Genomic DNA, 21331 nt, shown 5'->3' with positions numbered 1-21331 from the left:
AGTCTCCGCCCAGCTTAGCGCTGCAGGTCTTCAGGGAAGTGCTTCATGACGCTCTGTACCGGAAACGGCGTCATGCCGCCCATGGCACAGAGGGAGCCGTCCACCATGGTGTCGCAGAGGTCCGCCAGCAGTTCGAGGTTGGCGTCGCGGTTGTCGTTGGCGCGGATACGGTCGATGACCTCGACGCCGCGGGTCGAACCGATACGGCAGGGGGTGCACTTGCCGCAGGATTCAACGACACAGAACTCCATCGAGAACCGCGCCTGCTCGCCCATGTCTACAGTATCGTCGAACATCACCACGCCGCCATGACCCAGCACCGCGCCCACGGCGGCAAAGGATTCATAGTCCAGCGGCGTATCCCACTGGCTTTCGGGCAGGTAGGCGCCCAGCGGGCCACCCACCTGCACCGCGCGCAGCGCACGGCCCGAAAAAGTGCCGCCGCCAAAGTCTTCCATCAGCTGGCGCAGGGTGGCGCCAAAGGCCAGCTCGATCAGGCCGCCACGCTTGACGTTGCCCGCCAGCTGCATCGGCAGGGTGCCCAGCGAGCGCCCCATGCCGTAGCTGGCGTAGGTTTCGCCGCCCTTGTCCATGATGAAGGGCACGGCCGCCAGGGACAGCACGTTGTTGACCACGGTGGGCTTGCCGAAGAGCCCGACGATGGCCGGCAGTGGCGGCTTGGCACGCACCAGGCCACGTTTGCCTTCGAGGCTTTCGAGCAGGGAGGTCTCTTCGCCGCAGATGTATGCACCGGCACCCAGACGCACTTCCAGGTCGAAGCGCTTGCCGCTGCCCATCAGGTTGTCACCCAGGTAGCCGGCGGCATAGGCGCGCTCGATAGCCTGGTTCATCAGCCGGTGTGCCACCGGGTATTCGGATCTCAGGTAGATGTAACCCTGGGTGGCATCGACCGCAAGGCCCGCAATCGCCATGCCCTCGATCAGCATGTAGGGGTCGCATTCCATCACCATGCGGTCGGCGAAGGTGCCGGAATCGCCTTCGTCGGCGTTGCAGACGATGTATTTCTGCTCGGCCGGTGCGTTCAGTACCGTCTGCCATTTGATGCCCGTGGGGAAGGCCGCACCGCCGCGCCCGCGCAGGCCAGAGGCCTTGATTTCGTCGACGATCTGCTGGCCATCCAGCTGCAGGGCTTTTTCCAGGCCGCTGAAACCGTCCAGCGCCCGGTAATCCTCGATGGATACAGGGTCCGTGATACCGGCGCGGGCGAAGGTCAGGCGCTGCTGGTTTTTGAGAAACGGAATCTCCTCGACCAGGCCCAGGGCGAGCGGATGCTGCGCATTGCCCTCGAACAGGCCGGCGTCCACCAGGGCGGCGACATCGTCTGCCTCCACCGGGCCAAAGCCAATACGCCCGTCCGGGGTTTCGACTTCCACCAGGGGTTCGAGCCAGAACAGGCCGCGTGAACCGTTACGAATGATTTCAACCTGGGCACCGCGACTGCGTGCCTGCTGCGCGAGCTCGGCGGCAACGGTGTCGGCGCCCATGGCCAGTGCTGTGGTATCGCAGGGGACAAAAATGCGCGTCGTCATTATTTCAACTCCAGGGCACGGGTGGTCATGCGGCTTACCAGGCGGTCCAGCTTCTCGGGTGTGACCCGACCGTGGATGTCGTCACCGATACGCACCGAGGGTGCGCAGGCGCAGTTGCCCAGGCAGTACACCGGCTCCAGGGTAATCTCGCGATCTGCCGTGGTGCCGTGGTAATCGACACCCAGGCTGGCCTTGGCGTGGGCCTCCAGTGCGCGCGAACCCATGGACTGGCAGGCTTCGGCGCGACAGATTTGCAGCGTATGAGTACCGGGCGCTGCCGTGCGAAAGTGGTGGTAAAAACTGATCACGCCGTGGACTTCGGCGCGGGTCTGCTGCAGCGCATCGCCGATCTGGGGTACGGCCTCGGGGGGCACGTAGCCAAACTTGTCCTGAATGGCGTGCAGGATGGGCAGCAGGGCGCCGGGCTTGTGTTTCAGGGCGTCAATTTCTGCTTGGATCAACTCGGGGGTCCACTGGGGGAGGCCGCTCATTGCATTCACCTGGGCTCTTATCGTTAATATATGCAACGTGGTGCATATTTTATGATTATGTTTCCATTTGGAATGCGGCAAAGTTAGCATTGCTGGGTCAAACACAAAATATGAAATAAAGTTCATATGAAAAAAATACAGATAACACCGGCCTGGTCCTTTACCGACGAGGCCGGCAACCGGCTCGACCCTCAGCTGTTCGGCCTGCTCAGCGCCGTGCACCAGAGTGGCAAGCTTACGGCGGCTGCGGCGGAGTTGGGCATTTCCTACCGTCACGCCTGGAACCTGCTCAACAAGTGGGCGGACTTTTTTGGCGTGGCCCTGGTGGACATGCAGAAGGGACGCGGCGCCTGGCTTTCACCCCTGGGGGAGAAGCTGCTCTGGGCCGAACAGCGCGTCGCTGCGCGCCTGGGGCCGCAGCTCGAAAGCCTGGGGTCGGAGCTGAACCTGGAAATTCAGCAGCTGCTGGAGGGGGTAAAGCCGGTGTTGCGGCTGCATGCCAGCCATGGTTATGCGGTGGCATTGCTGCCGCGTTTCGCGCAGGACCTGCAGCTCGACCTGCAGTACTGCAGCCCGCAGGAGGCGCTGGCGGCGCTCAATCGTGGTGCCTGTGATCTGGCCGGCTTTCACGTACCCACGGCGGCGATCAGTGGGCCCCTGATGAAAAATTATCGTCGTTTGCTCAAGCCCCGCAGTCACCGCATCATCCGCTTCATTACCCGAAACCAGGGACTGATGATCAAGCCGGACAATCCCCACGGCATCGAGGGCCTTGCTGACCTGTTGCGCAGCGATGTGCGCTTTATCAACCGCCAGAAGGATTCCGGCACCCGGGCGCTGCTCGACGGCCTGTTGCGCGATGCCAAACTGTCGGTGCGCAAGATCAGGGGTTATGAACTGGAGGAGTACACCCATTCGGCGGTGGCCGCCTATATCGCCGCCGGCATGGCGGATGCGGGCTTTGGGGTCGAGGCGGCGGCGCGCCAGTTTGGCCTGGGGTTTGTGCCGCTGGCCACCGAGCACTACCTGTTCGTGTGCCACCGCCAGGCGTTGAACGATCCCAAGCTGCAGCGCCTGATCGACCTGGTTTCAAGCGAGGCCTTCAAGTCGGCGGTGGCGGCTCTGCCGGGGTATTCGCCCAGCCAGTGCGGTGAGGTCTGCGGTATCGATGAACTCTTTGACGCCGCAACAGGCACGCAGGGCTGACCGTTTCTGTCAAAAAGTTGACCGTAATTGCTATTGAAGGAAGAGGGGCCGCTGTCCTGCCGGACGGGTGCCAGGGCATACAGGGTCCCGCCAGGGGCACCGCTGCTGCACGCTGTTCCGGCGCGTTTTTCGCATTACGGACCGCAGTCTGACCCGGGCGCATGGCGCCTGCTGTGTCGGGCGGCGGTTGCCTTTCTAGACGTAGTCCCAGAGCACATCCTTGCCGTCGCGGGCAGCGGCGCCGAGCATTTCAATTAACGGAAACGCCCGTTTCGCCAAGCTGATCGCCGGTACGAACTCTCCGTCGTCCGGGCCCGTTGTCTTCTGAGCGTCGGCCGGCTGTGGCGGCTGCTCCAGCGCCTGTTTCAGCTGTGTCAGCGCCGTGCTGGCATCTGCCGCCAGGATGGCCCCCGGCACCTGGATACTGTGGCCGGTCAGGCGTATCAGCTGTTTGCCGATATCGCCGAACATGGTGAAGTCGGCATGGGCCTCGCTGTGGAATCTGATCAGCATGTCTTCCTCCGGGTGTCATCGCCTTGCTGTGGCTATCAGTGTAGTGGCAAAGGCCGGAGGGCACTCGCTACCTGCGGCGGGTGTGACCGAATATGTCAAATATTCGGCTTGTTTTGTTCTTGTCGATATCGGCCGGCCTGACCACACTGGTGCCATGTCCGAATACGGTTTCTAAAACTCGCGACAAAGTCGGCAAGAGAGCAGGAGAACAGCGATGCACAAGCGAGAAGTGGTGGTGGTCAGCGGCGCACGTACCGCGATTGGCAGTTTTGGTGGCAGTCTCAAGGACCAGTCACCATCGGACCTGGCTGCACGGCTGGTGGCCGAAGTTGTACGCCGCGCCGGTGTCGATGCGCACAGCGTAGGGCAGTGCGTGTTTGGCAACGTCATCCACAGCGAGCCCGCCGACATGTACCTGGGGCGGGTTGCGGCGCTCAAGGGTGGCCTGTCGGAACAGACCCCTGGCCTGACGGTTAACCGCCTTTGCGGCAGCGGTCTGCAGGCGATCGTTAGCGCCGCCCAGCAGATTGAACTGGGTGTTTGCGATACCGCTGTTGCCGGCGGTGCCGAATCGATGAGCCGAGCGCCCTACTGGCTCCAGAGTGCCCGTTTCGGCCAGCGCATGGGCAACGGCGAAATGGTGGATGCCATGACGTCTGCACTGCACTGCCCGATGGAAAGCATCCATATGGGAGTCACTGCCGAGAATCTGGCGCAAAAATACGGCATCAGTCGCGAGGACCAGGATGCGCTGGCGGTAGAAAGTCACCGCCGTGGTCAGCGCGCCACCGAGGAAGGACGCTTTGCCGGGCAAATCCTGCCGATCGAGCTCAAAAGCCGCAAGGGCGCCCAAGTGTTCGAGACGGACGAGCATGTTCGCCAGAACTGTGAGGTCGCCGATATGGCGAAGCTGAAACCGGTGTTCAGGCGCGATGGCAGCGTCACGGCGGGCAATGCGTCCGGTCTCAACGATGCCGCCGCCGCCGTGCTGCTGATGGACCGTGAAAAAGCCAGGGCCGAAGGCCGCGAGGTGCTGGGCCGGCTGGTGGATTACAGTGTCGTCGGTGTCGAGCCCAAATATATGGGCATAGGTCCGGTGCCGGCGATTCGCGAGATCCTGGCGCGCAACCATCTGGCCGTCGGCGATATCGATGTTTTCGAGGTCAACGAGGCCTTTGCGGCCCAGGCGCTGTCCGTGGCGCGGGAGCTGGAGTTGCCGGCTGATCGACTGAACCCGAATGGCAGCGGTGTGGGCCTGGGTCATCCGATCGGTGCCACCGGTGCGGTGATCACGGTCAAGGCGCTGTACGAGCTCAAGCGTGTACAGGGGCGCTACGCCATGGTCAGTCTGTGCATTGGCGGTGGCCAGGGCATTGCGGCCCTGTTCGAGCGCGACTGAATGCCTGGCTGCCCGTGCCGGGTAGCGGGGTCTATGCTCTGAAGAGTTCAGCCCCGGTCAGGCGGCAATACTTCAAAACAAGATGATCATCGCTGTCGTGCCGAGCACGGCCGTGACAGAGTTCAAGAGGTAAACGAGATGCCCGAGTATAAAGCGCCGTTGCGTGATATCCGTTTTGCAATGCAGGAACTGCTGGATTTCGAGGGTCACTACGTCCGGCTCCCCGGTGCCGAAGAGGCCAGTACGGACATGGTGGACGCCATTCTGGAGGAGGCGGGCAAGTTTGCCTCCCAGGAGCTGTCACCGCTCAACCAGGCCGGGGACCAGGGGTGCCAGCTGGGCGAGGCGGGGGTGGAAACCCCGGCCGGGTTCAAACAGGCCTATGCACGCTATATCGAGGGCGGCTGGCCGTCCCTGGCCCAGGCGCCGGAGTTTGGCGGCCAGGGGTTGCCCGACTCGCTGGCCACCATCGTGGCGGAAATCAACGGCAGCGCCAACTGGTCCTGGACCATGTACCCGGGCCTGTCCCACGGGGCCATGGCGACCCTGATGACACACGCCACCGAGGCATTGCGTGACCGTTATCTGCCGCCGCTGGTGGAAGGGCGCTGGACCGGCACCATGTGCCTGACCGAGCCCCAGGCAGGTTCGGATCTCGGCCTGCTGCGCACCCGGGCCGAACCCAATGACGACGGCAGCTATGCCATCACGGGCACCAAGATTTTCATTTCCGCCGGTGAGCACGACATGGCGGAGAACATCCTGCATATCGTGCTGGCGCGCCTGCCCGATGCCCCGGCGGGCAACAAAGGCATTTCGCTGTTCCTGGTGCCGCGCTACAACGTTGCGGATGACGGTAGCCTGGGCGAGGCCAACAGCCTGGGCTGTGGTTCGCTGGAACACAAGATGGGTATCCACGGCAACGCCACCTGCGTGATGAACTTTGACGGTGCCCGGGGCTTTTTGCTCGGTGAGCCCAATAGGGGCCTGGCCTGCATGTTTACCTTCATGAACAATGCGCGCCTCTTTATTGCCCAGCAGGGCATCTGTCATGCCGAGCTGTCCTACCAGGGAGCCCTGGCCTACGCCCGTGACCGCCTGCAGATGCGCTCACTGCGCGGTGCGGTTGCGCCTGAGAAAAGCGCCGATCCGATTATCGTGCACGCGGATGTGCGCCGCATGCTGCTGACCCAGAAAGCCTTCGCCGAGGGTGGACGAGCCTTCAGTTATCTCTGTGCCCAGCTGGTGGACCTGGCCCATGGTGCCGAGGACCCGGCCGAACGCCAGCGCGCCGAGGCGCGCCTGGCGCTGCTGATCCCTATTGCCAAGGGCTTTCTGACGGAGGCGGGTGTGGAAGCGGCCAGTCTGGGTATCCAGGTCTTCGGTGGCCACGGCTATATTGCCGAGTGGGGCATGGAGCAGATCCTGCGCGATGCCCGCATAGCGCCCATTTACGAGGGTACCAACGGTATCCAGGCACTGGACCTGCTGGGGCGCAAGGTCAACGGCAGCCAGGGGGCCCTGCAGCAGGGGTTTGCCGCCGAGGTGCAGGCCTTTATCGACGCCGAACGCGATAACGCGGCACTGGCGGATCTAGTGATCGAACTGGAACGCCAGCTGGTGCGCTGGAATGCGCTCACCGAGCGCCTGATTGCCGAAATGGGCCAGGACCCGGCGCAGCTGGGCGCCGCCGCCTTCGATTACCTGATGTACAGCGGCTATACCGTACTGGCCTATATCTGGGCGCGCAGCGCGGTGACGGCGCAGCAGGCGCTCGATGGCGGCAGTAGCGAGACCGCGTTCTACAGTGCCAAGCTCAGTACGGCGCGGTTCTACTTCCGCCGTATCCTGCCGCGCAACGAAGGCCTGGCGGCAACGTTGACAGACAGCGCCGACACCCTGCTGGAACTGTCGGAAGAGGCTTTCGCTTTATAACAGCGCTGTTGGGATCTTGATACGCTTTCAATAGTTACCGCCGAATTCTGCAAGGGATTCGGCGGTTTTTTGTGCGCAGGGCATAGGGGTCACATTCAGGGCAGACTGGGCTACACTGCAGTCGACATAATGGAATACCTTTGAGTTCAAGCTCTTACAAGCCTCTTTTTCAGCGGCTGTGCACGTCGTGCCGCCTCAGTTTGCTGTCTCCGGCCCGGGATTGGGCGCAGGGTCGGCTGAGTGCCAGGCGTGCGTCTGTTGGTAAAGGCTGTGAAAGCACCCGCTATAATGCAGGCTCAGCCGCTGTTAAGGTTAACAATGCTAGCGTGCGCCGGGTTTTTGGTGTAATAAGTCGGCCTGAATTTGTCGGTATATCCCTACTGAACCCGTTCGCGGGATAATCTTAGATTGGAGTAAGAGAGTGCAGAGGATTTTGTCTGCCCTGGCGCTGCTGGGTGCCTTTTTTCCAGTGACGGTACTGGCGGCGTTTAGCTTTGACGACGTGGCCGAAAAGGCGCGTGCGCTTGCCGCCAAGCCCTATCAGGCGCCGGCCGCCATCCCCAAGTTCATGCAAACGCTGAGCTATGACGATTACCAGAATATTCGCTTCAATCCGGACAAGAGCCTGTGGAGTGAAAGCAATTCCCGCTTCCAGGTGATGATGGTGCCGCCGGGCCTGTTTTACCGCCATGCGGTGAAAATGAATGTTATCGATGCGCAGGGCAGCCACACGGTGCCCTTTCGCAAAACCGATTTCGACTTTGCCGATCCTGAAGTCGCCAAGCGCGTACCTGCCAATCTGGGGTACGCCGGCTTCAAACTGACCTATCCGCTCAAGGGCGAGAAGGAACGTAACCAGTTCATGGTGTTCGCCGGTGCGAGCTACTTCCGTGGCGTTGGGCGCGACAATACCTTTGGCATCTCTGCCCGTGGTCTGGCCATCGATACCGGCCTGTCCCGCGGCGAGGAGTTTCCGTCCTTCGTCGAGTTCTGGCTGGAGCGGCCGTCCCCCGATGCGCATGCCATGACCTTCTACGGCCTGCTGGATGGAGAGAGCGCGGCCGGCGCCTACGAATTCACCGTGTACCCCGGCAAGACGACACGTCTGAAGGTCAAGTCACGCCTGTTCCCCCGCGCCGATATCGAGCTGCTCGGTGTCGCACCGCTGACCAGCATGTTCTATTACGGTGAAAACACCGGCCGTCCAACGGGCGAGTGGCGCGCCCAGGTGCATGACTCCGATGGCCTGCAGCTGCTCAACGGCAACAGCGGCGAGTGGACCTGGCGTCCGCTGCTGAACCCGCGCGAGCTGGAAATGGACTACCTGATGACCGACAACGTGCGTGGCTTTGGACTGCTGCAGCGCGACAATCAGTTCTCGGACTACCAGGACCTGCAGGCGCGCTACGAGCTGCGTCCCAGCAGCTGGGTGCTGACCGAGGGTGACTGGGGGCCGGGCCAGGTGGTGCTGACCCAGTTGCCGACCACCAACGAGACCAACGACAATATCGTTGCCTTCTGGCGCCCGCAGGAAAAGGTACAGGCTGGCCAGACCCTGGATTACAGCTATGAAGTGCAGTTTGGCGAGTCGAACCTGGGCGGCAACCCCATGGGCAAGGTCATGAATACCTTCGTCGGTGACGGCAATGTGGTCGGAGGCGGCAATGCGCCGGGCGCCTACCGCGTGCTGGTGGACTTTGGTGGCGGCCTGCTCGACAAGCAGCGCCCGCGTTCCCCGATACTGAGCAATGTCACGTCGCTTGACGGTGGCGAGGTGCTGGAACATTTCGTCGAGTACAACGAAGCACTCAAGAGCTGGCGCCTGTCGATCCTGGCGCGCCCGGCGGCGAAAAAGTCACTGTCACTGCGGGCCTTCCTGAGCAACGGCGACGAGACCCTGACGGAAACCTGGGCCTACCGCCTGCCGGCCAATAACGATATTCGGACGGCACAGTAGTCATGGCACACACCCAGGGCGAGCATGCACTCGCGCGCGTGCTGGAGTACATGGCTGGCACCGGCGCCGAACTGACCGACGCCCATACCCTGATTGCCTTCAAGCTGATCGAGGAGGGACTGCATTCCAGTCCCGACGATCTGATGGGCTGGGTGATGGACGAGCTGCCACAGCGCTTTGATGTGCCGCAGCGGCCATTGCCGCCGGTGGCGCCGGATATCGTGCGCGGCAGCATCGGTTACGGAGACGGCGCATGACGGCTCAATCCGCACCTGTCGACGTTGTCGATGCGTCTGCCGCCACTCCCTGGCGGCGGCGTGTGATGCTGCGCCGGGCGCTGCTGACCCTGGTGGTCATTGTCCAGGCGCTGGTGGGCGCCTATTACATGGCGTCGGTGCTGCCGTACCACGGTGGCAACCTGCTGGAGCAGGCCCTGATCGGTCTGTTCACGCTGCTGTTCACCTGGATCACGGTGGGATTCTGGATCGGGCTCTACGGCTTCTGGTTGCGCCGTATCGGTGGCGACCCCAAGTCGCTGTTGCGTCGCCATGCCGATGCCGTGCTGGAGCAGACGCCCCTGGCCCGTACTGCCATTGTCATGCCGATCTACAACGAGCCGGTCAACCGGACGCTGGGTGGCCTGCGTACCATCTACCGTTCGCTGGAAAGCACCGGCCAGATCGACCAGTTCGACTTCTTTATCCTGTCCGACAGCCGTGAACCTGATGTCTGGCTGTCCGAGCAGGCCGCCTGGCAGCAATTGTGCGACGAACTGGGTGCCCACGGGCGCCTGTTTTACCGTCGGCGCACCCTGAACATGAACTACAAGAGCGGCAACGTGGCGGACTTCCTGCGCCGCTGGGGCCGTTCCTACGCCTACATGGCGGTCATGGACGCCGACAGCCTGATGGGTGGCGACACCCTGCTGAAAATGGTGCGCCTGATGCAGCGCGAGCCCAATATCGGCATTCTGCAAAGCTGTCCGACGATCATTAATGCCCAGTCCCTGTTCGCAAGGGTGCAGCAGTTCGCCAACCAGGTGTACGGGCCGCTGTTCAGTACCGGTCTTGCCGCCATGCAACTGGGGGAAGCCGCCTTCTGGGGGCATAATGCCGTAATCCGCGTGGCACCCTTTATGCGCCATTGCGGCCTGCCGCACCTGCGCGGTCCGGGCCTGTTCAGCGGGCCCATCGCCAGCCATGACTTTGTCGAAGCGGCCTTTATGGGGCGCGCCGGTTACGAGGTCTGGCTGGAGCCGGAACTGAGCCACTCCTACGAGGAATCGCCGCCCAGCCTGGTGGATGAGCTGACCCGCGACAAGCGCTGGGCCAAGGGTAACCTGCAGCATCTGTGGCTGATGCTGTTCGAGCGGCGCCTGCGCATGGCGCACCGCATGGCGTTCCTCAACGGTATTCTGTCCTACGTGGCCTCGCCGCTGTGGTTCGCCTTCCTGGTGCTGACCACGATCGAGACGACCCGGCTGGTGCTCTGGCCACCCAACTATTTTCCGCTGCAGCACAGCCCGTTTCCGCTCTGGCCCGAATGGCATCCGGAGTGGGCCATCGGTCTGGCCAGCAGCGTGGTGTTCCTGCTGTTCTTCCCCAAGCTGCTCGCCATCGTGGATGTGCTGCTCAGTGGCCGGCGCAAGGCCCATGGCGGCTTTTTCAGCCTGCTGCTGAGCATCGTCACCGAAATACTGGTGTCGGCACTGCTGGCGCCGATCCGCATGCTGGCCCATACCCGCTACGTGCTGGAAGCGGTGTTCAACGTGACCCTTACCTGGGCGGGGCAGAATCGCAGCGATGAAACCCGCTGGACCGATGCGCTGTTCAACCAGGCGCCGGGTTCGATACTGGCGGCCATCTGGGCCGGTTTTGCCTGGTGGCTCGACCCCATGTTCTTTTTCTGGTCACTGCCGGTGGCATTGCCGCTGATCCTGGCGGCGCCGACCTCGGTGCTGTTGAGCAAGGTGGGCGTCGGCCAGGCGTTGCGCCGCAGGCGCATTCTGATGGTGGCCGAAGAGCAGCAGGGCTCAGCCTTGCTGGATGACCTGAACGGCCACCAGATACTGCCGGAATTTGGCGAATCGGCGGTTGTGCGGGCGGTGCTGGATCCGGTGATGAACCGGGTGCACCAGGCCACGGCGCGCTCCCATGGCGGCGGTGCCAAGCATCAGCGTCTGAAGCAGCTGCGCAGTCGCTGTCTTGAGCAGGGGCCGGACAGCCTTAGCCGGGCAGAGAAAAACCTGCTGCTGACCGACCGGGAAAGCCTGTCATGGCTGCACCGGGCGTCCTGGCGGGCGCCGGCCGAGAGCTACTGGGGGCGTGCCATCGATGACCGCATTCGCCAGGTCTGGCCGGTCCGCCGCGACGACTGACCGCCTTTTGCGCTTGGCATAAAGCCCGGGCCCCCGTTGGTGTGAATGCACTGGCGGGGGCCTTTTCGTTCGGGCGTGCGAATATCGCGCAGGCCTCGTCAGCTTGACATCAATCGTAATACTAATGATTATCAGCTGCGGAGTAGGGATGGACTGCACCAGGGTACGGATGCTTGCTGCGGTGCAGGCCAGGTAACGAGTCAAGGGTATTCATGTGAAGGTGGTGGTTGCAGTTGTATTGGGCGTGCTGGCCCCCCTGGCCCTTGCCGCCGGGGGCGGGGAGAGCGGTCTCGACCATCGGCGCCAGGCGCTGGAATCCCTCGGTCAGGCGCTGTTCTTCGATACCCGCCTGTCGCGCAACCGCAGCCAGTCCTGCGCCAGCTGCCATGACCCGGCCCGGGGCTTTGCCGACCCGGGCAACAATGGGCTGGCAGGCGCGGTATCCCTGGGGGACGATGGTCACTCCCTGGGTGATCGAAATGCACCGAGCGCCGCCTATGCCGCCTTCACGCCCGGGTTCCACCGCGACAGCGCAGGGCGCTATGTTGGTGGACAGTTCTGGGACGGCCGGGCGCCAAGCCTGGAAGAGCAGGCCAAGGGGCCGCCGCTCAATCCTATCGAGATGGGATTGCCTGATATGGCCGCGGTGCGAGCACGCCTGCAGGAAAATCCGTTCTATGTCTCCCGCTTTACTGAGCTGTTCGGATCACAGAGCCTGGCCAGCGATGCCGTGGCGTTCGAGGCGATGGCCAGCAGTATCGCCGCCTTTGAGCGCAGTGCGGTCCTGTCGCCTTTTGATTCGCGCTACGACCGTTACCTGCGCGGTGAATACCGCATGACCGAGCAGGAAGAGCTGGGCCGCACACTGTTTTTCTCGCAGCAGTTCACCAACTGTAACCAGTGCCATCAATTGCGTGAATCGGCCCTGGCCGATGACGAAACCTTCTCGAATTACCAGTACCACAACATTGGCGTGCCGGTGAATACGGCAGTGCGGGCGCTTAACGGTACAGCACCGGACAGGGTCGATGAGGGGTTGCTGAATAACCCCCTGGTCACTGATATATCTGAGCGTGGCAAGTTCCGCACACCGAGCCTGCGCAACGTCGCGGTGACCGGCCCCTATATGCACAACGGTGTTTTCGCGGATCTGGAAACGGTGGTGCGGTTCTACAACAGCTACAACAGTAAGAGCGCGGCCAGCAAGATCAACCCCGAAACCGGCCAGCCGTGGGGCAGGCCGGAAGTGCCGGCAAACCTGTCGCTCACCGAGCTTGAGCATGGCCCGGCGCTCGATACCAGGCGCATTGCCGCGCTGGTGGCGTTTCTTGAGACGCTCACGGATCAGCGTTACGAAGCGCTGCTGGACTGAGCAGACGGATGCGCGCAGGTTACAGCAGAGTCTGGCTTGCAATGCTCGAATGCACAGTGGCCTGCCGCAAGGTTGCCCGAGCTTTGTTGTCGTGCAATGAGCCCGACAGGAAATCGGAGACCTCCGGCACGGCCGTATTTGTCTCCTGGGATGAGTTTGTCGCGTGCGCTCATTGTCCCGGGGTGCGTTACCAGACTGGCGTGGCCGCGCAGGCTGGACCAATATTCAGGGGTGAGTGAATATTGGCCCTGCAAGACAGGACATGGCCGCACGCGGGTGCGTGCACAGACCCAGGGATGAAAGTGGTAGCTGCACCTGGCTACTGCACTTAGAGCTGTACCTTCCTCTGTGAATACCTGATGCCATGTTGGAAAAGGTTCGTGGCCAATTAGACCTGGAGACTGAACCATGGCTGATGAACCCCGAGCCACTTCCTGGTGGCAGACCCTTCCCGGTATCCTGACGGCCACCGGTGGCCTGATCACGGCGGCTGCGACACTGATCGCTGTGCTGAATCAAAGCGGCATGCTGGGCCAGGTCGAGACGCGGCCGGCGCCAGAGCCTGCTGCAGAAAACGCAACCAGCCCCTTGGCATCGGTACAGCTGACCGAAGGCTGGAGCATCATCGGCAAGTCCAAACAAGGCAAGTTCTTCGATCTTAAACTGATGGTCCACGGCGACAGTCCCGCCATTGGCCGCAGTTACGATGTGGTGGATGACTTTCGGCTGGTGCACAAGCGCCCGGTCAGCGGTGAGGATCAGGGGCAGGTTATTACGCTGGGCATGGTGCACCGCGGGGACTCGGTCAAGGTGCTGGATCTTTATATTGAAACCCCGAGTACCGAGCTGGTGCCGGTATGGGCCAAATTGGGCGCCGTGTTGCACGCACGCTAGCGCTTCTGTTGACGCTGATGCAGGGATCAGTGGGTGCTATTTTTTACTTCATTAAAACGAATTAAGCTTTTGATTTTAAATAGCATATCCGATGGTGGTTTTGCGCACCGCCCGCCGGGTTCCGGCAGTATCGGCTGGAAGGCAGGCTGTTCTGGGCAGGGCTCCACGCCTGATGCCGGGCATTGCACCCGGTATCAGGCGTTAGCGCCTGGGATCAGGAGCCGGGCTGCAGATTGCCTTCCTGCCACCTGGCTTCGCGGTCGGCCAGCGCCTGGGCGATGCCGGCCAGCCCGGTTGATGGCAGTTCTGCGGGCAGCGGATCCAGGCCTGCGCTGGCGAACAGCTGACCGTAGCTGTTGCGCAACTGGGCATAGGCGAGGTCGCGCCGCAGTTCTGCCTGCAGGGCGTTCAGCTCGCCCTGGATAAGCTCAAGTTCGCCGATGCCCTGTACCCTGTGGCGATTGCGCAGCTGCTCAACAATCTGGCCGTCGAGCGTTGCCAGCTTCTGGCTGGTGTGGAACTGCCGGCGGGCCTCGTGGAAGTTGGCGTTGGCCACATGAACCTGGGCCAGCACGGCCATGGACATCGCCTGGCGCCGCGCCTCAGCCACCGCTTCGCCGGCCTTGGCAGCATCGATCGCAGCGGGGCCGGAGAGTACGTTGAACAGGTTCCAGGTCACTTTTACGCCGTAGTCGGCCCAGCTCTGGTTAACCAGGAACGAATTGCTGTCGTAGTGGCCTCCGGCCGAGAACTCCAGTCCGGGCAGCAGGCGCAGCATGGACTTGCGGGTTTCTGCGGCACTGATACGTGCCTGGTAGTCCTGTTCCCGCAGTTCTGGACGGCTGGCCAGGGCTTCCTCTTCGAGGTGACTCAGTTCGATATTGAGCTCGGGTTCCGCGTAACCCTCGGCAGTGGCGAGGCTAAAAGGGGCGCCCATGGGCAGGTTGATCAGCGCCGCCAGTTCGGTCTTGGCCAGGGACAGCGCGCGGCGCTGCTCTTCGAGCTGGCGGGTGGCTTCAATAAGGCCGCGCTGGTAGCCCAGGGCCTTGATCGGGTCTCCAATGCGTTGGTCGCTCAGGCGCTGGCTGTTGCTGCGTGCCGCGTCGACCCGTGCCATCAGGTTGTCGATTTTCGCCAGTAGGCCTTCTGCGGCCTTGGCGCGCCAGTAGGCCGAGCGCACATCCTGGATAATGGTGTGCACGACCTTGCGCCTGCGCTCCTGCACGATCAGGCGCTGGTCAGCCTGTTGCTTGGCACTGACATAGCTCACCCCAAAATCCAGCACGTTCCAGACCATGGTCAGGTCCGCCACACCGCGGTCACGATCCTGGGAGGTAGAGGGCTCCAGCGACTGGGTGCCGGTCTGGATGCTTTCACTGCTGGATGCGCTGACATTGCTGCGCCCGGCGTAGCCTGCCTGCATCGCCAGGCGTGGCAGCATGTCGAAGCTGGAAAGGTCGAGCTGACGATTGGCCAGGGCTTCCTCCATGACTTTGAGGCGGCCTTCAAGATTGTATTTGAGTGCACGGGCCATGGCATCGTGCAGTGTCAGCGCGCCAACAATGGGTTCCTGGTCCTTGAACATGTTAAGCAGATCGGCCTTTGCACGTTGCTCGCTGAGGCTGCGATCAATCGGCTGGCTGGTCACCGCACAGCCACTGATGGCCAGCACGAGCAGGCTGGTGCTGAAGAGCTTGTGATTTTTGTTCATCCGTGGGCCGCCCCCTTGTTGCGGCTGAATTTCTGTTTCTTGTTCAGGCATTGGGTTCGACAGGCTGTACCTGTGTCAGGGCCAAGGCCAGAGCATCTATCGGGTTTTGTTCGTTATCCTGCAGTTGCTGCAACTGCTGGCTTAGCGTCGGTGCGCCAAAGATGGCGGGCAGTTCCAGCTCCGGAGTCATGTCTGGCATTGGGTCTGCGTTAAAAATGTTCGACAGGGTACTACTGCCAAAACCGCTGGCATCGCCACCACCGAACCCGAGAAAACCTCTGCCGGAACCGTCGTTGCTGCCCGTGTGGCTCGCAAATACCTGGGAGATAACGCTCGGTGTGGAAGCCCCGTTATTGATGAAGATACTGCTCAGGGACGGGATGCCACTGCCAAGCCCGGGCGGGTTAAACAATTGTGTTGGCATCAAGGCCGAGTCGAACGGTGCCGGTGGTGCGTCCGGTGGTGTCGGCATCGCGAGTAATGTCGCGGCTGGGCTTGCGCCCAGGTCTTGAAGACGGAATTGGGGATCGCCGCTCAGCGTCGTGATAGTCACGCTCGGCCCGGTCAGCCCCGCCGCCAGAGCGTTGCCGGCATTGTCAACGATGCCGCTGCCAGCGGCGTTCAGCACCAGGCTCAGTGAACCATTGCCATCGACACCGCTCACCAGCACCCGGTAGGTGCTGGCATCAACCTGCTGCATGCTGTCCAGGCTGGCGATGACATTGCCGGTGCTGAGCAGGCTGAAGTCGCCTATATCGACACCGGAGACCGCTTCATCGAAAACGAGCTCGAAGGTCAGCTCACCCGAGGCCAGAGCACCATCCGCCGGCACTTCAATCCTGAGTACTGTCGGCGCCAGGGTATCGATGGCGTAGTTGTTGGAGTCGGTGCTGCCGCTGCCGGCATTGCCCGCGAGATCTTGCACGCCGCTGTTATCCAGGCTCACCAGGTTGCTGGTGTCCTCGACATCAGCGGTGGGTGTAAGGGTCGCGGTCCAGCTGATGCCGCCATCGGCGGTACTCAGGCTGGAGAGCGCGCCGTTGGCGACGCTGAAGTCGGCGGTGGTCAGTCCCGTCACCGCTTCGCTGAAGCTGATGGTCACCAGGGAGGTCTCGCCGGCGGCGAGCGCTGTGTCCGCCACGACGATGCTGGCGGTGGGCCTCAGGGTATCGATGGCATAGTTGTTGGAGTCCGTGCTGCCGCTGCCGGCATTGCCCGCGAGATCTTGCACGCCGCTGTTATCCAGGCTCACCAGGTTGCTGGTGTCCTCGATATCCGCGGTGGGTGTAAGGGTCGCGGTCCAGCTGATGCCGCCATCGGCGGTGGCAAGTCCACTGAGGCTGCCGTTGGCGACGCTGAAATCGGCCGTGGTCAGCCCGGTAACCGCTTCATTAAAAGTGACGGTCACCAGGGAGGTTTCCCCGGCGGCGAGCGCCGTGTCGGCTACCACAATCGAGGCGGTGGGCCTCAGGGTATCGATGGCGTAGTTGTTGGAGTCCGTGCTGCCGCTGCCGGCATTGCCCGCGAGATCTTGCACGCCGCTGTTATCCAGGCTCACCAGGTTGCTGGCATCTTCGGTATCGATAGAAGGCGTGAGCGTGGCGGTCCAGGTGATGCCGCTATCGGCGGTGGCAAGGCCGCTGAGGCTGCCGTTGGCGACGCTGAAGTCGGCGGTGGTGAGTCCCGTTACCGCTTCGCTGAAGCTGATGGTCACCAGGGAGGTTTCCCCGGCGGCCAGTGCCGTGTCCGCCACCACAATCGAGGCGGTGGGCCTCAGGGTATCGACGGCGTAGTTGTTGGAGTCCGTGCTGCCGCTGCCGGCATTGCCGGCAAGATCTTGCACGCCGCTGTTATCCAGGCTCACCAGGTTGCTGGTGTCCTCGATATCAGTAGAGGGTGTGAGGGTGGCCGTCCAGGTGATGCCGCCATCGGCCGTACTCAGGCTGGAGAGCGCACCGTTGGCCACGCTGAAATCGGCTGTGCTCAGGCCGGTAACCGCTTCATTAAAAGTGACGGTGACCAGGGAGGTCTCGCCGGCGGCGAGTGCCGTGTCCGCCACGACGATGCTGGCGGTGGGCCTCAGGGTATCGACGGCATAGTTGTTGGAGTCCGTGCTGCCGCTGCCGGCATTGCCTGCCGTATCCGCCACGCCGCTGTTATCCAGTGTCACCAGGTTGCTGGTGTCCTCGGTATCAGTAGAGGGTGTGAGGGTGGCCGTCCAGCTGATGCCGCCATCGGCCGTACTCAGGCTGGAGAGCGCACCGTTGGCCACGCTGAAATCGGCTGTGCTCAGGCCGGTAACCGCTTCATTAAAAGTGACGGTGACCAGGGAGGTCTCGCCGGCGGCGAGCGCTGTGTGTCCTCGGTATCCGCCGCCATCGTGTGAGGGTGGCCGTCCAGCTGATGCCGCCATCGGCCGTACTCAGGCTGGAGAGCGCACCGTTGGCCACGCTGAAATCGGCTGTGCTCAGGCCGGTAACCGCTTCATTAAAAGTGACGGTGACCAGGGAGGTCTCGCCGGCGGCGAGCGCTGTGTCCGCCACGACGATGCTGGCGGTGGGCCTCAGGGTATCGATGGCATAGTTGTTGGAGTCCGTGCTGCCGCTGCCGGCATTGCCCGCGAGATCTTGCACGCCGCTGTTATCCAGCGTTACCAGGTTGCTGGTGTCCTCGATATCCGCGGTGGGTGTAAGGGTCGCGGTCCAGCTGATGCCGCCATCGGCGGTGGCTAGGTTTGATAGAGTAGCGTTGGCCACTGTGAAGTCATCGCCCGCAAGCCCGGTTACGGCCTCGCTGAAGGTAATGGTCACCAGGGAGGTCTCGCCGGCGGCCAATGCAGTGTCCGCCACGACGATGCTTGTTGTGGTGGGTGGCGTGGTATCGGCCACGTTGCTGACGGTAACGCCATTGCCGCTTGGATCGGCAATGATAACGGCTGTATCGGCGCCAGCGGCCCAGTCTTCTGCGGCAGCAAGGTTGTAGGTGGTATTGTCGGTGGCGCTGGTGCCGTTGTTGTTCATGATCGAGTTAGCCGCTGCCAAATCGGTGGCGCTCAGGACCAGGGTGAAGCTGGTACCGGAGTTGATTTCGACGTCGCTGCTATCGGTGAGCGTATAGGTGGCTCCGCCTTCGCCGGTAAGGGTGAATTTGCTGGCATCAATGTCATTGCTGGCACCACTAAGGGACAGGAACCCCGTACCGGTGACGGTCATCGTGCCGGTGCCGGCATCATAGGTGGCACTGCTAATGGTGGGCACGGCGACGTTGCTGACGGTGATGCCGTTGCCTGTCAGGTCCGCGACTGCCACGGATGCATCGGCACCGGCGGCCCAGTCTTCGGCGGCGGCCAGGTTGAAGGTCGTACCACTGGTGGAGCTGGTGCCATTCTTGTTGGCGATCAGGTTGATGGCGGCCTTGTCGGTGGCACTCAGGGTCAGGGTGAAGCTGGTACCGGTACTGATCTCGACATTGGAGGTGTCGGTCAGGGTATAGGTGGCTCCGCCTTCACCGGTAAGGGTGAACTTGCTGGCGTCGATGTCGTTGCTGGCACCATTAAGGGACAGGAACCCCGTACCGCTGACGACCATCGTGCCGGTGCCAGCATCATAGGTGGCACTGGTAATGGTGGGCACGGCGACGCTGCTGACGGTGATGCCGTTGCCTGTCAGGTCCGCGACTGCCACGGAGGCGTCGGCGCCGGCGGCCCAGTCTTCGGCGGCGGCCAGGTTGAAGGTCGTACCACTGGTGGAGCTGGTGCCATTCTTGTTGGCGATCAGGTTGATGGCGGCCTTGTCGGTGGCGCTCAGGACCAGGGTGAAGCTGGTACCGGAGCTGATCTCGACATTGGAGGTGTCGGTCAGGGTATAGGTGGCTCCGCCTTCACCGGTAAGGGTGAACTTGCTGGCGTCGATGTCGTTGCTGGCACCATTAAGGGACAGGAACCCCGTACCGGTGACGGTCATCGTGCCGGTGCCGGCATCATAGGTGGCACTGCTAATGGTGGGCACGGCGACGTTGCTGACGGTGATGCCGTTGCCTGTCAGGTCCGCGACTGCCACGGATGCATCGGCACCGGCGGCCCAGTCTTCGGCGGCGGCCAGGTTGAAGGTCGTACCACTGGTGGAGCTGGTGCCATTCTTGTTGGCGATCAGGTTGATGGCGGCCTTGTCGGTGGCGCTCAAGGTCAGGGTGAAGCTGGTACCGGAGCTGATCTCGACATTGGAGGTGTCGGTCAGGGTATAGGTGGCTCCGCCTTCACCGATGAGGGTGAACTTGCTGGCGTCGATGTCGTTGCTTGCGCCATTGAAGGACAGGAACCCCGTACCGCTGACGACCATCGTGCCTGTACTGACATCGTAGGTGGCGTTGCTGATCGTCGGTGCCGCAACGCTGCTGACGGTCACTGCATTGGTTGCATCGGAGGTGTCACCACTGGTGGCATTGAGATTCCAGTCATCGGCGGCGGCGAGATTAAAGGTGGTGCCGCCGGTGGAGCTGGTGCCGTTCTTGTTGAAGATCTGGTTCAGCGCCGCTCTGTCGGCTGCACTCAGGGTCATGGAAAAACTGCTGGCGCTGCCGGCTATAACATTGATGGTGTCGGTCAGCGTATAAGTGCTGCCGCCTTCACCGGTGAGCGTCAGTGTACTCGCGTCGATGTTGTCGCCGGTGGTTATATTGGTGCCAGTTACCGCAAGCACACCGGTGCTGGCATCGTAGGTCGCGCTGGTGATGGTAGGTGCAGGTGGTGCCGGCGGATTGGTATCGCCCGTGAAACTGTCGATACTAATGCCGCCAAAATCCGCGCTGGTTATACGGACTTCATCCACACCGAGGGCGCCGAAACTGAGGGTGCCCGAGGCCCCGACAATGATAGTCTGAGCACTGCCGACCAGTACGCCGTCGAGGTAACCGCCAACGGTTATGGTATCTCCGGCCGTGTTATTGATGTAAAGGCTGCTGAAGGTGAAATCGGCGGCGTCGGTGCGTGCTATCGTTACGCGTTCCGTGGTTCCGAAATTGAAATCACCAGATAGTAAGTTCATCGAGGCTGAATTGCTTTCGCCGCCAGAACTCAGCCAAAGCATGTCGCCCCCACCGCCCTCGGTTGTAAAGGTGTAAGTGAATGAAACGCCACCCAGGGTGCTGTTGAAACTGGTCACCAGGCCGACGTTTGAATCCAGACTGTCGCTAAAGGCGGTGAGCAGGCCGGAATAATCAGTCAAGTCGAGGGAAGCAGATTCGATGCTGCCTGTGCTGGCTTCAAGTACCCAGTCGCCACCTCTGTCCGCCGCGCCGGTCAGATCGCTGGAGGCGGCGATATCCGCGCCGGTGGCGCTGGCGAGGGACTCGATAAACTCGATCCCGGCAGCATCGCCGCCGACGGTGCAGCCGTAGAGCAGGATGTCTCCCTCTGCGCTCAGCGACTGGCCGATGGCGGCGAGCAGATCGCTGCGGTTGGCGATATCGGCGCTGTCGAGCCAGTCACTACCCAGTTGCAGCTGGCCGTTGTCGCCGTGACTGAGAATGTGGATGGCATCAATGCCTTCACGGCCAGCGAGACTATCGGCGATAACCTGCAAGCCGTCAGCCGCGCCATCGAAAAGTATGACTTCAACGCCTTCCGGCAGGCCGGACAGCAGTTGCTGATAATCCTGCACCTGGGTATCGACGAAAACGACTTCCTGGCGGTGGTCACTGCTGCCGGCTACCGCAGCGAGATCGGCATCCGGGGATGCCGATGGCTGTTGTATGGTGGCTGGCTCCCCGCTGCTGTCCGGCGTGTCCGCGACGGTTGCCGCGATGGCGCCGTCGAACATCATGCGCGGTTCCAGCGCCATCGCCAGTGGCGGTATTGCAGCGCCGGGCCCTGTCTCTCTCGGCTCTGCCGCACCCTTGCCAGACCAACCGAACCACTTCATATGCTGTC

At 62.3% G+C, this 21331-nt stretch carries 14 protein-coding genes; 8 read left to right on the top strand and 6 right to left on the bottom strand.

Annotated elements, in window-relative coordinates:
* Positions 1–14: 14 nt before the first annotated feature.
* Together KDW95_RS05695 and KDW95_RS05690 are read right to left on the bottom strand one after the other, a co-directional pair.
* Positions 15–1550 (bottom strand): formate dehydrogenase beta subunit, encoded by a 1536-nt coding sequence (locus KDW95_RS05695; RefSeq protein WP_255855317.1) that lies wholly within the window; start codon positions 1548–1550, stop codon positions 15–17.
* Positions 1550–2041, bottom strand: a complete 492-nt coding sequence (locus KDW95_RS05690; protein ID WP_255855316.1) for a formate dehydrogenase subunit gamma — start codon at positions 2039–2041, stop codon at positions 1550–1552. The genes KDW95_RS05695 and KDW95_RS05690 overlap by 1 nt, the downstream gene beginning before the upstream one ends.
* A gap of 126 nt (positions 2042–2167) precedes the next feature.
* Here KDW95_RS05690 and KDW95_RS05685 point away from each other — a divergent pair, with 126 nt between their 5' ends.
* A complete protein-coding gene (locus KDW95_RS05685) occupies positions 2168–3247 on the top strand; it encodes a substrate-binding domain-containing protein (protein WP_255855315.1) in 1080 nt (359 codons plus the stop codon).
* A 195-nt stretch (positions 3248–3442) separates the two neighbouring features.
* Here KDW95_RS05685 and KDW95_RS05680 read toward each other — a convergent pair whose 3' ends face one another.
* On the bottom strand, positions 3443–3760 hold the full coding sequence (locus tag KDW95_RS05680) for a DUF1840 domain-containing protein (protein ID WP_255855314.1): 318 nt from the start codon (positions 3758–3760) through the stop codon (positions 3443–3445).
* Between the two features lie 214 nt (positions 3761–3974).
* Between KDW95_RS05680 and bktB the strand changes: the two genes are divergently transcribed.
* The 7 genes from bktB (at position 3975) to KDW95_RS05645 (ending at position 13694) form a co-directional block, all read left to right on the top strand.
* Complete coding sequence (gene bktB / locus KDW95_RS05675; RefSeq protein WP_255855313.1) at positions 3975–5159, top strand: beta-ketothiolase BktB; 1185 nt, start codon at positions 3975–3977, stop codon at positions 5157–5159.
* Positions 5160–5297: 138 nt separating this feature from the next.
* Positions 5298–7094 (top strand): acyl-CoA dehydrogenase C-terminal domain-containing protein, encoded by a 1797-nt coding sequence (locus tag KDW95_RS05670; protein ID WP_255855312.1) that lies wholly within the window; start codon positions 5298–5300, stop codon positions 7092–7094.
* Between the two features lie 421 nt (positions 7095–7515).
* On the top strand, positions 7516–9051 hold the full coding sequence (locus KDW95_RS05665; protein ID WP_255855311.1) for a glucan biosynthesis protein G: 1536 nt from the start codon (positions 7516–7518) through the stop codon (positions 9049–9051).
* Positions 9052–9053: 2 nt separating this feature from the next.
* Positions 9054–9308, top strand: coding sequence for a hypothetical protein (locus KDW95_RS05660; RefSeq protein WP_255855310.1), 255 nt, complete (start codon positions 9054–9056; stop codon positions 9306–9308).
* Entirely contained in the window at positions 9305–11428 is a 2124-nt protein-coding gene (gene mdoH / locus KDW95_RS05655; protein ID WP_255855309.1) for a glucans biosynthesis glucosyltransferase MdoH, read from the top strand. Before KDW95_RS05660 ends, mdoH begins: the two co-directional genes overlap by 4 nt.
* Before the next feature lie 223 nt (positions 11429–11651).
* Positions 11652–12800, top strand: a complete 1149-nt coding sequence (locus KDW95_RS05650) for a cytochrome-c peroxidase (protein ID WP_255855308.1) — start codon at positions 11652–11654, stop codon at positions 12798–12800.
* Between the two features lie 408 nt (positions 12801–13208).
* Complete coding sequence (locus KDW95_RS05645; protein WP_255855307.1) at positions 13209–13694, top strand: hypothetical protein; 486 nt, start codon at positions 13209–13211, stop codon at positions 13692–13694.
* Positions 13695–13908: 214 nt separating this feature from the next.
* Here the strand turns inward: KDW95_RS05645 and KDW95_RS05640 are convergent, their stop codons facing one another.
* From KDW95_RS05640 to KDW95_RS05630, 3 genes are read right to left on the bottom strand one after another with little or no spacing between them, the layout of a single operon-like run.
* Positions 13909–15405 (bottom strand): TolC family protein, encoded by a 1497-nt coding sequence (locus tag KDW95_RS05640; protein WP_255855306.1) that lies wholly within the window; start codon positions 15403–15405, stop codon positions 13909–13911.
* A gap of 43 nt (positions 15406–15448) precedes the next feature.
* Entirely contained in the window at positions 15449–17818 is a 2370-nt protein-coding gene (locus KDW95_RS05635) for an Ig-like domain-containing protein (protein ID WP_255855305.1), read from the bottom strand.
* Positions 17715–21323 (bottom strand): Ig-like domain-containing protein, encoded by a 3609-nt coding sequence (locus KDW95_RS05630; protein ID WP_255855304.1) that lies wholly within the window; start codon positions 21321–21323, stop codon positions 17715–17717. Before KDW95_RS05630 ends, KDW95_RS05635 begins: the two co-directional genes overlap by 104 nt.
* Between the last annotated feature and the right edge of the window lie 8 nt (positions 21324–21331).

The sequence above is a fragment of the Marinobacterium rhizophilum genome (assembly GCF_024397915.1).
Classification (GTDB): Bacteria; Pseudomonadota; Gammaproteobacteria; order Pseudomonadales; family Balneatricaceae; genus Marinobacterium_A; species Marinobacterium_A rhizophilum_A.
Note: the sequence above shows the minus strand (reverse complement) of the source record. Positions and strands in the feature narration are given on the sequence as shown.

Bases quoted from the DNA above. Each gene is read 5' to 3' on its own strand.
- mdoH (WP_255855309.1), top strand. From the start codon at position 9,305: ATGACGGCTCAATCCGCACCTGTCGACGTTGTCGATGCGTCTGCCGCC.
- KDW95_RS05685 (WP_255855315.1), top strand. From the start codon at position 2,168: ATGAAAAAAATACAGATAACACCGGCCTGGTCCTTTACCGACGAGGCC.
- KDW95_RS05645 (WP_255855307.1), top strand. From the start codon at position 13,209: ATGGCTGATGAACCCCGAGCCACTTCCTGGTGGCAGACCCTTCCCGGT.
- KDW95_RS05630 (WP_255855304.1), bottom strand. From the start codon at position 21,323: ATGAAGTGGTTCGGTTGGTCTGGCAAGGGTGCGGCAGAGCCGAGAGAG.
- KDW95_RS05690 (WP_255855316.1), bottom strand. From the start codon at position 2,041: ATGAGCGGCCTCCCCCAGTGGACCCCCGAGTTGATCCAAGCAGAAATT.
- KDW95_RS05635 (WP_255855305.1), bottom strand. From the start codon at position 17,818: ATGGCGGCATCAGCTGGACGGCCACCCTCACACGATGGCGGCGGATAC.
- KDW95_RS05680 (WP_255855314.1), bottom strand. From the start codon at position 3,760: ATGCTGATCAGATTCCACAGCGAGGCCCATGCCGACTTCACCATGTTC.
- bktB (WP_255855313.1), top strand. From the start codon at position 3,975: ATGCACAAGCGAGAAGTGGTGGTGGTCAGCGGCGCACGTACCGCGATT.
- KDW95_RS05640 (WP_255855306.1), bottom strand. From the start codon at position 15,405: ATGAACAAAAATCACAAGCTCTTCAGCACCAGCCTGCTCGTGCTGGCC.
- KDW95_RS05660 (WP_255855310.1), top strand. From the start codon at position 9,054: ATGGCACACACCCAGGGCGAGCATGCACTCGCGCGCGTGCTGGAGTAC.
- KDW95_RS05695 (WP_255855317.1), bottom strand. From the start codon at position 1,550: ATGACGACGCGCATTTTTGTCCCCTGCGATACCACAGCACTGGCCATG.
- KDW95_RS05670 (WP_255855312.1), top strand. From the start codon at position 5,298: ATGCCCGAGTATAAAGCGCCGTTGCGTGATATCCGTTTTGCAATGCAG.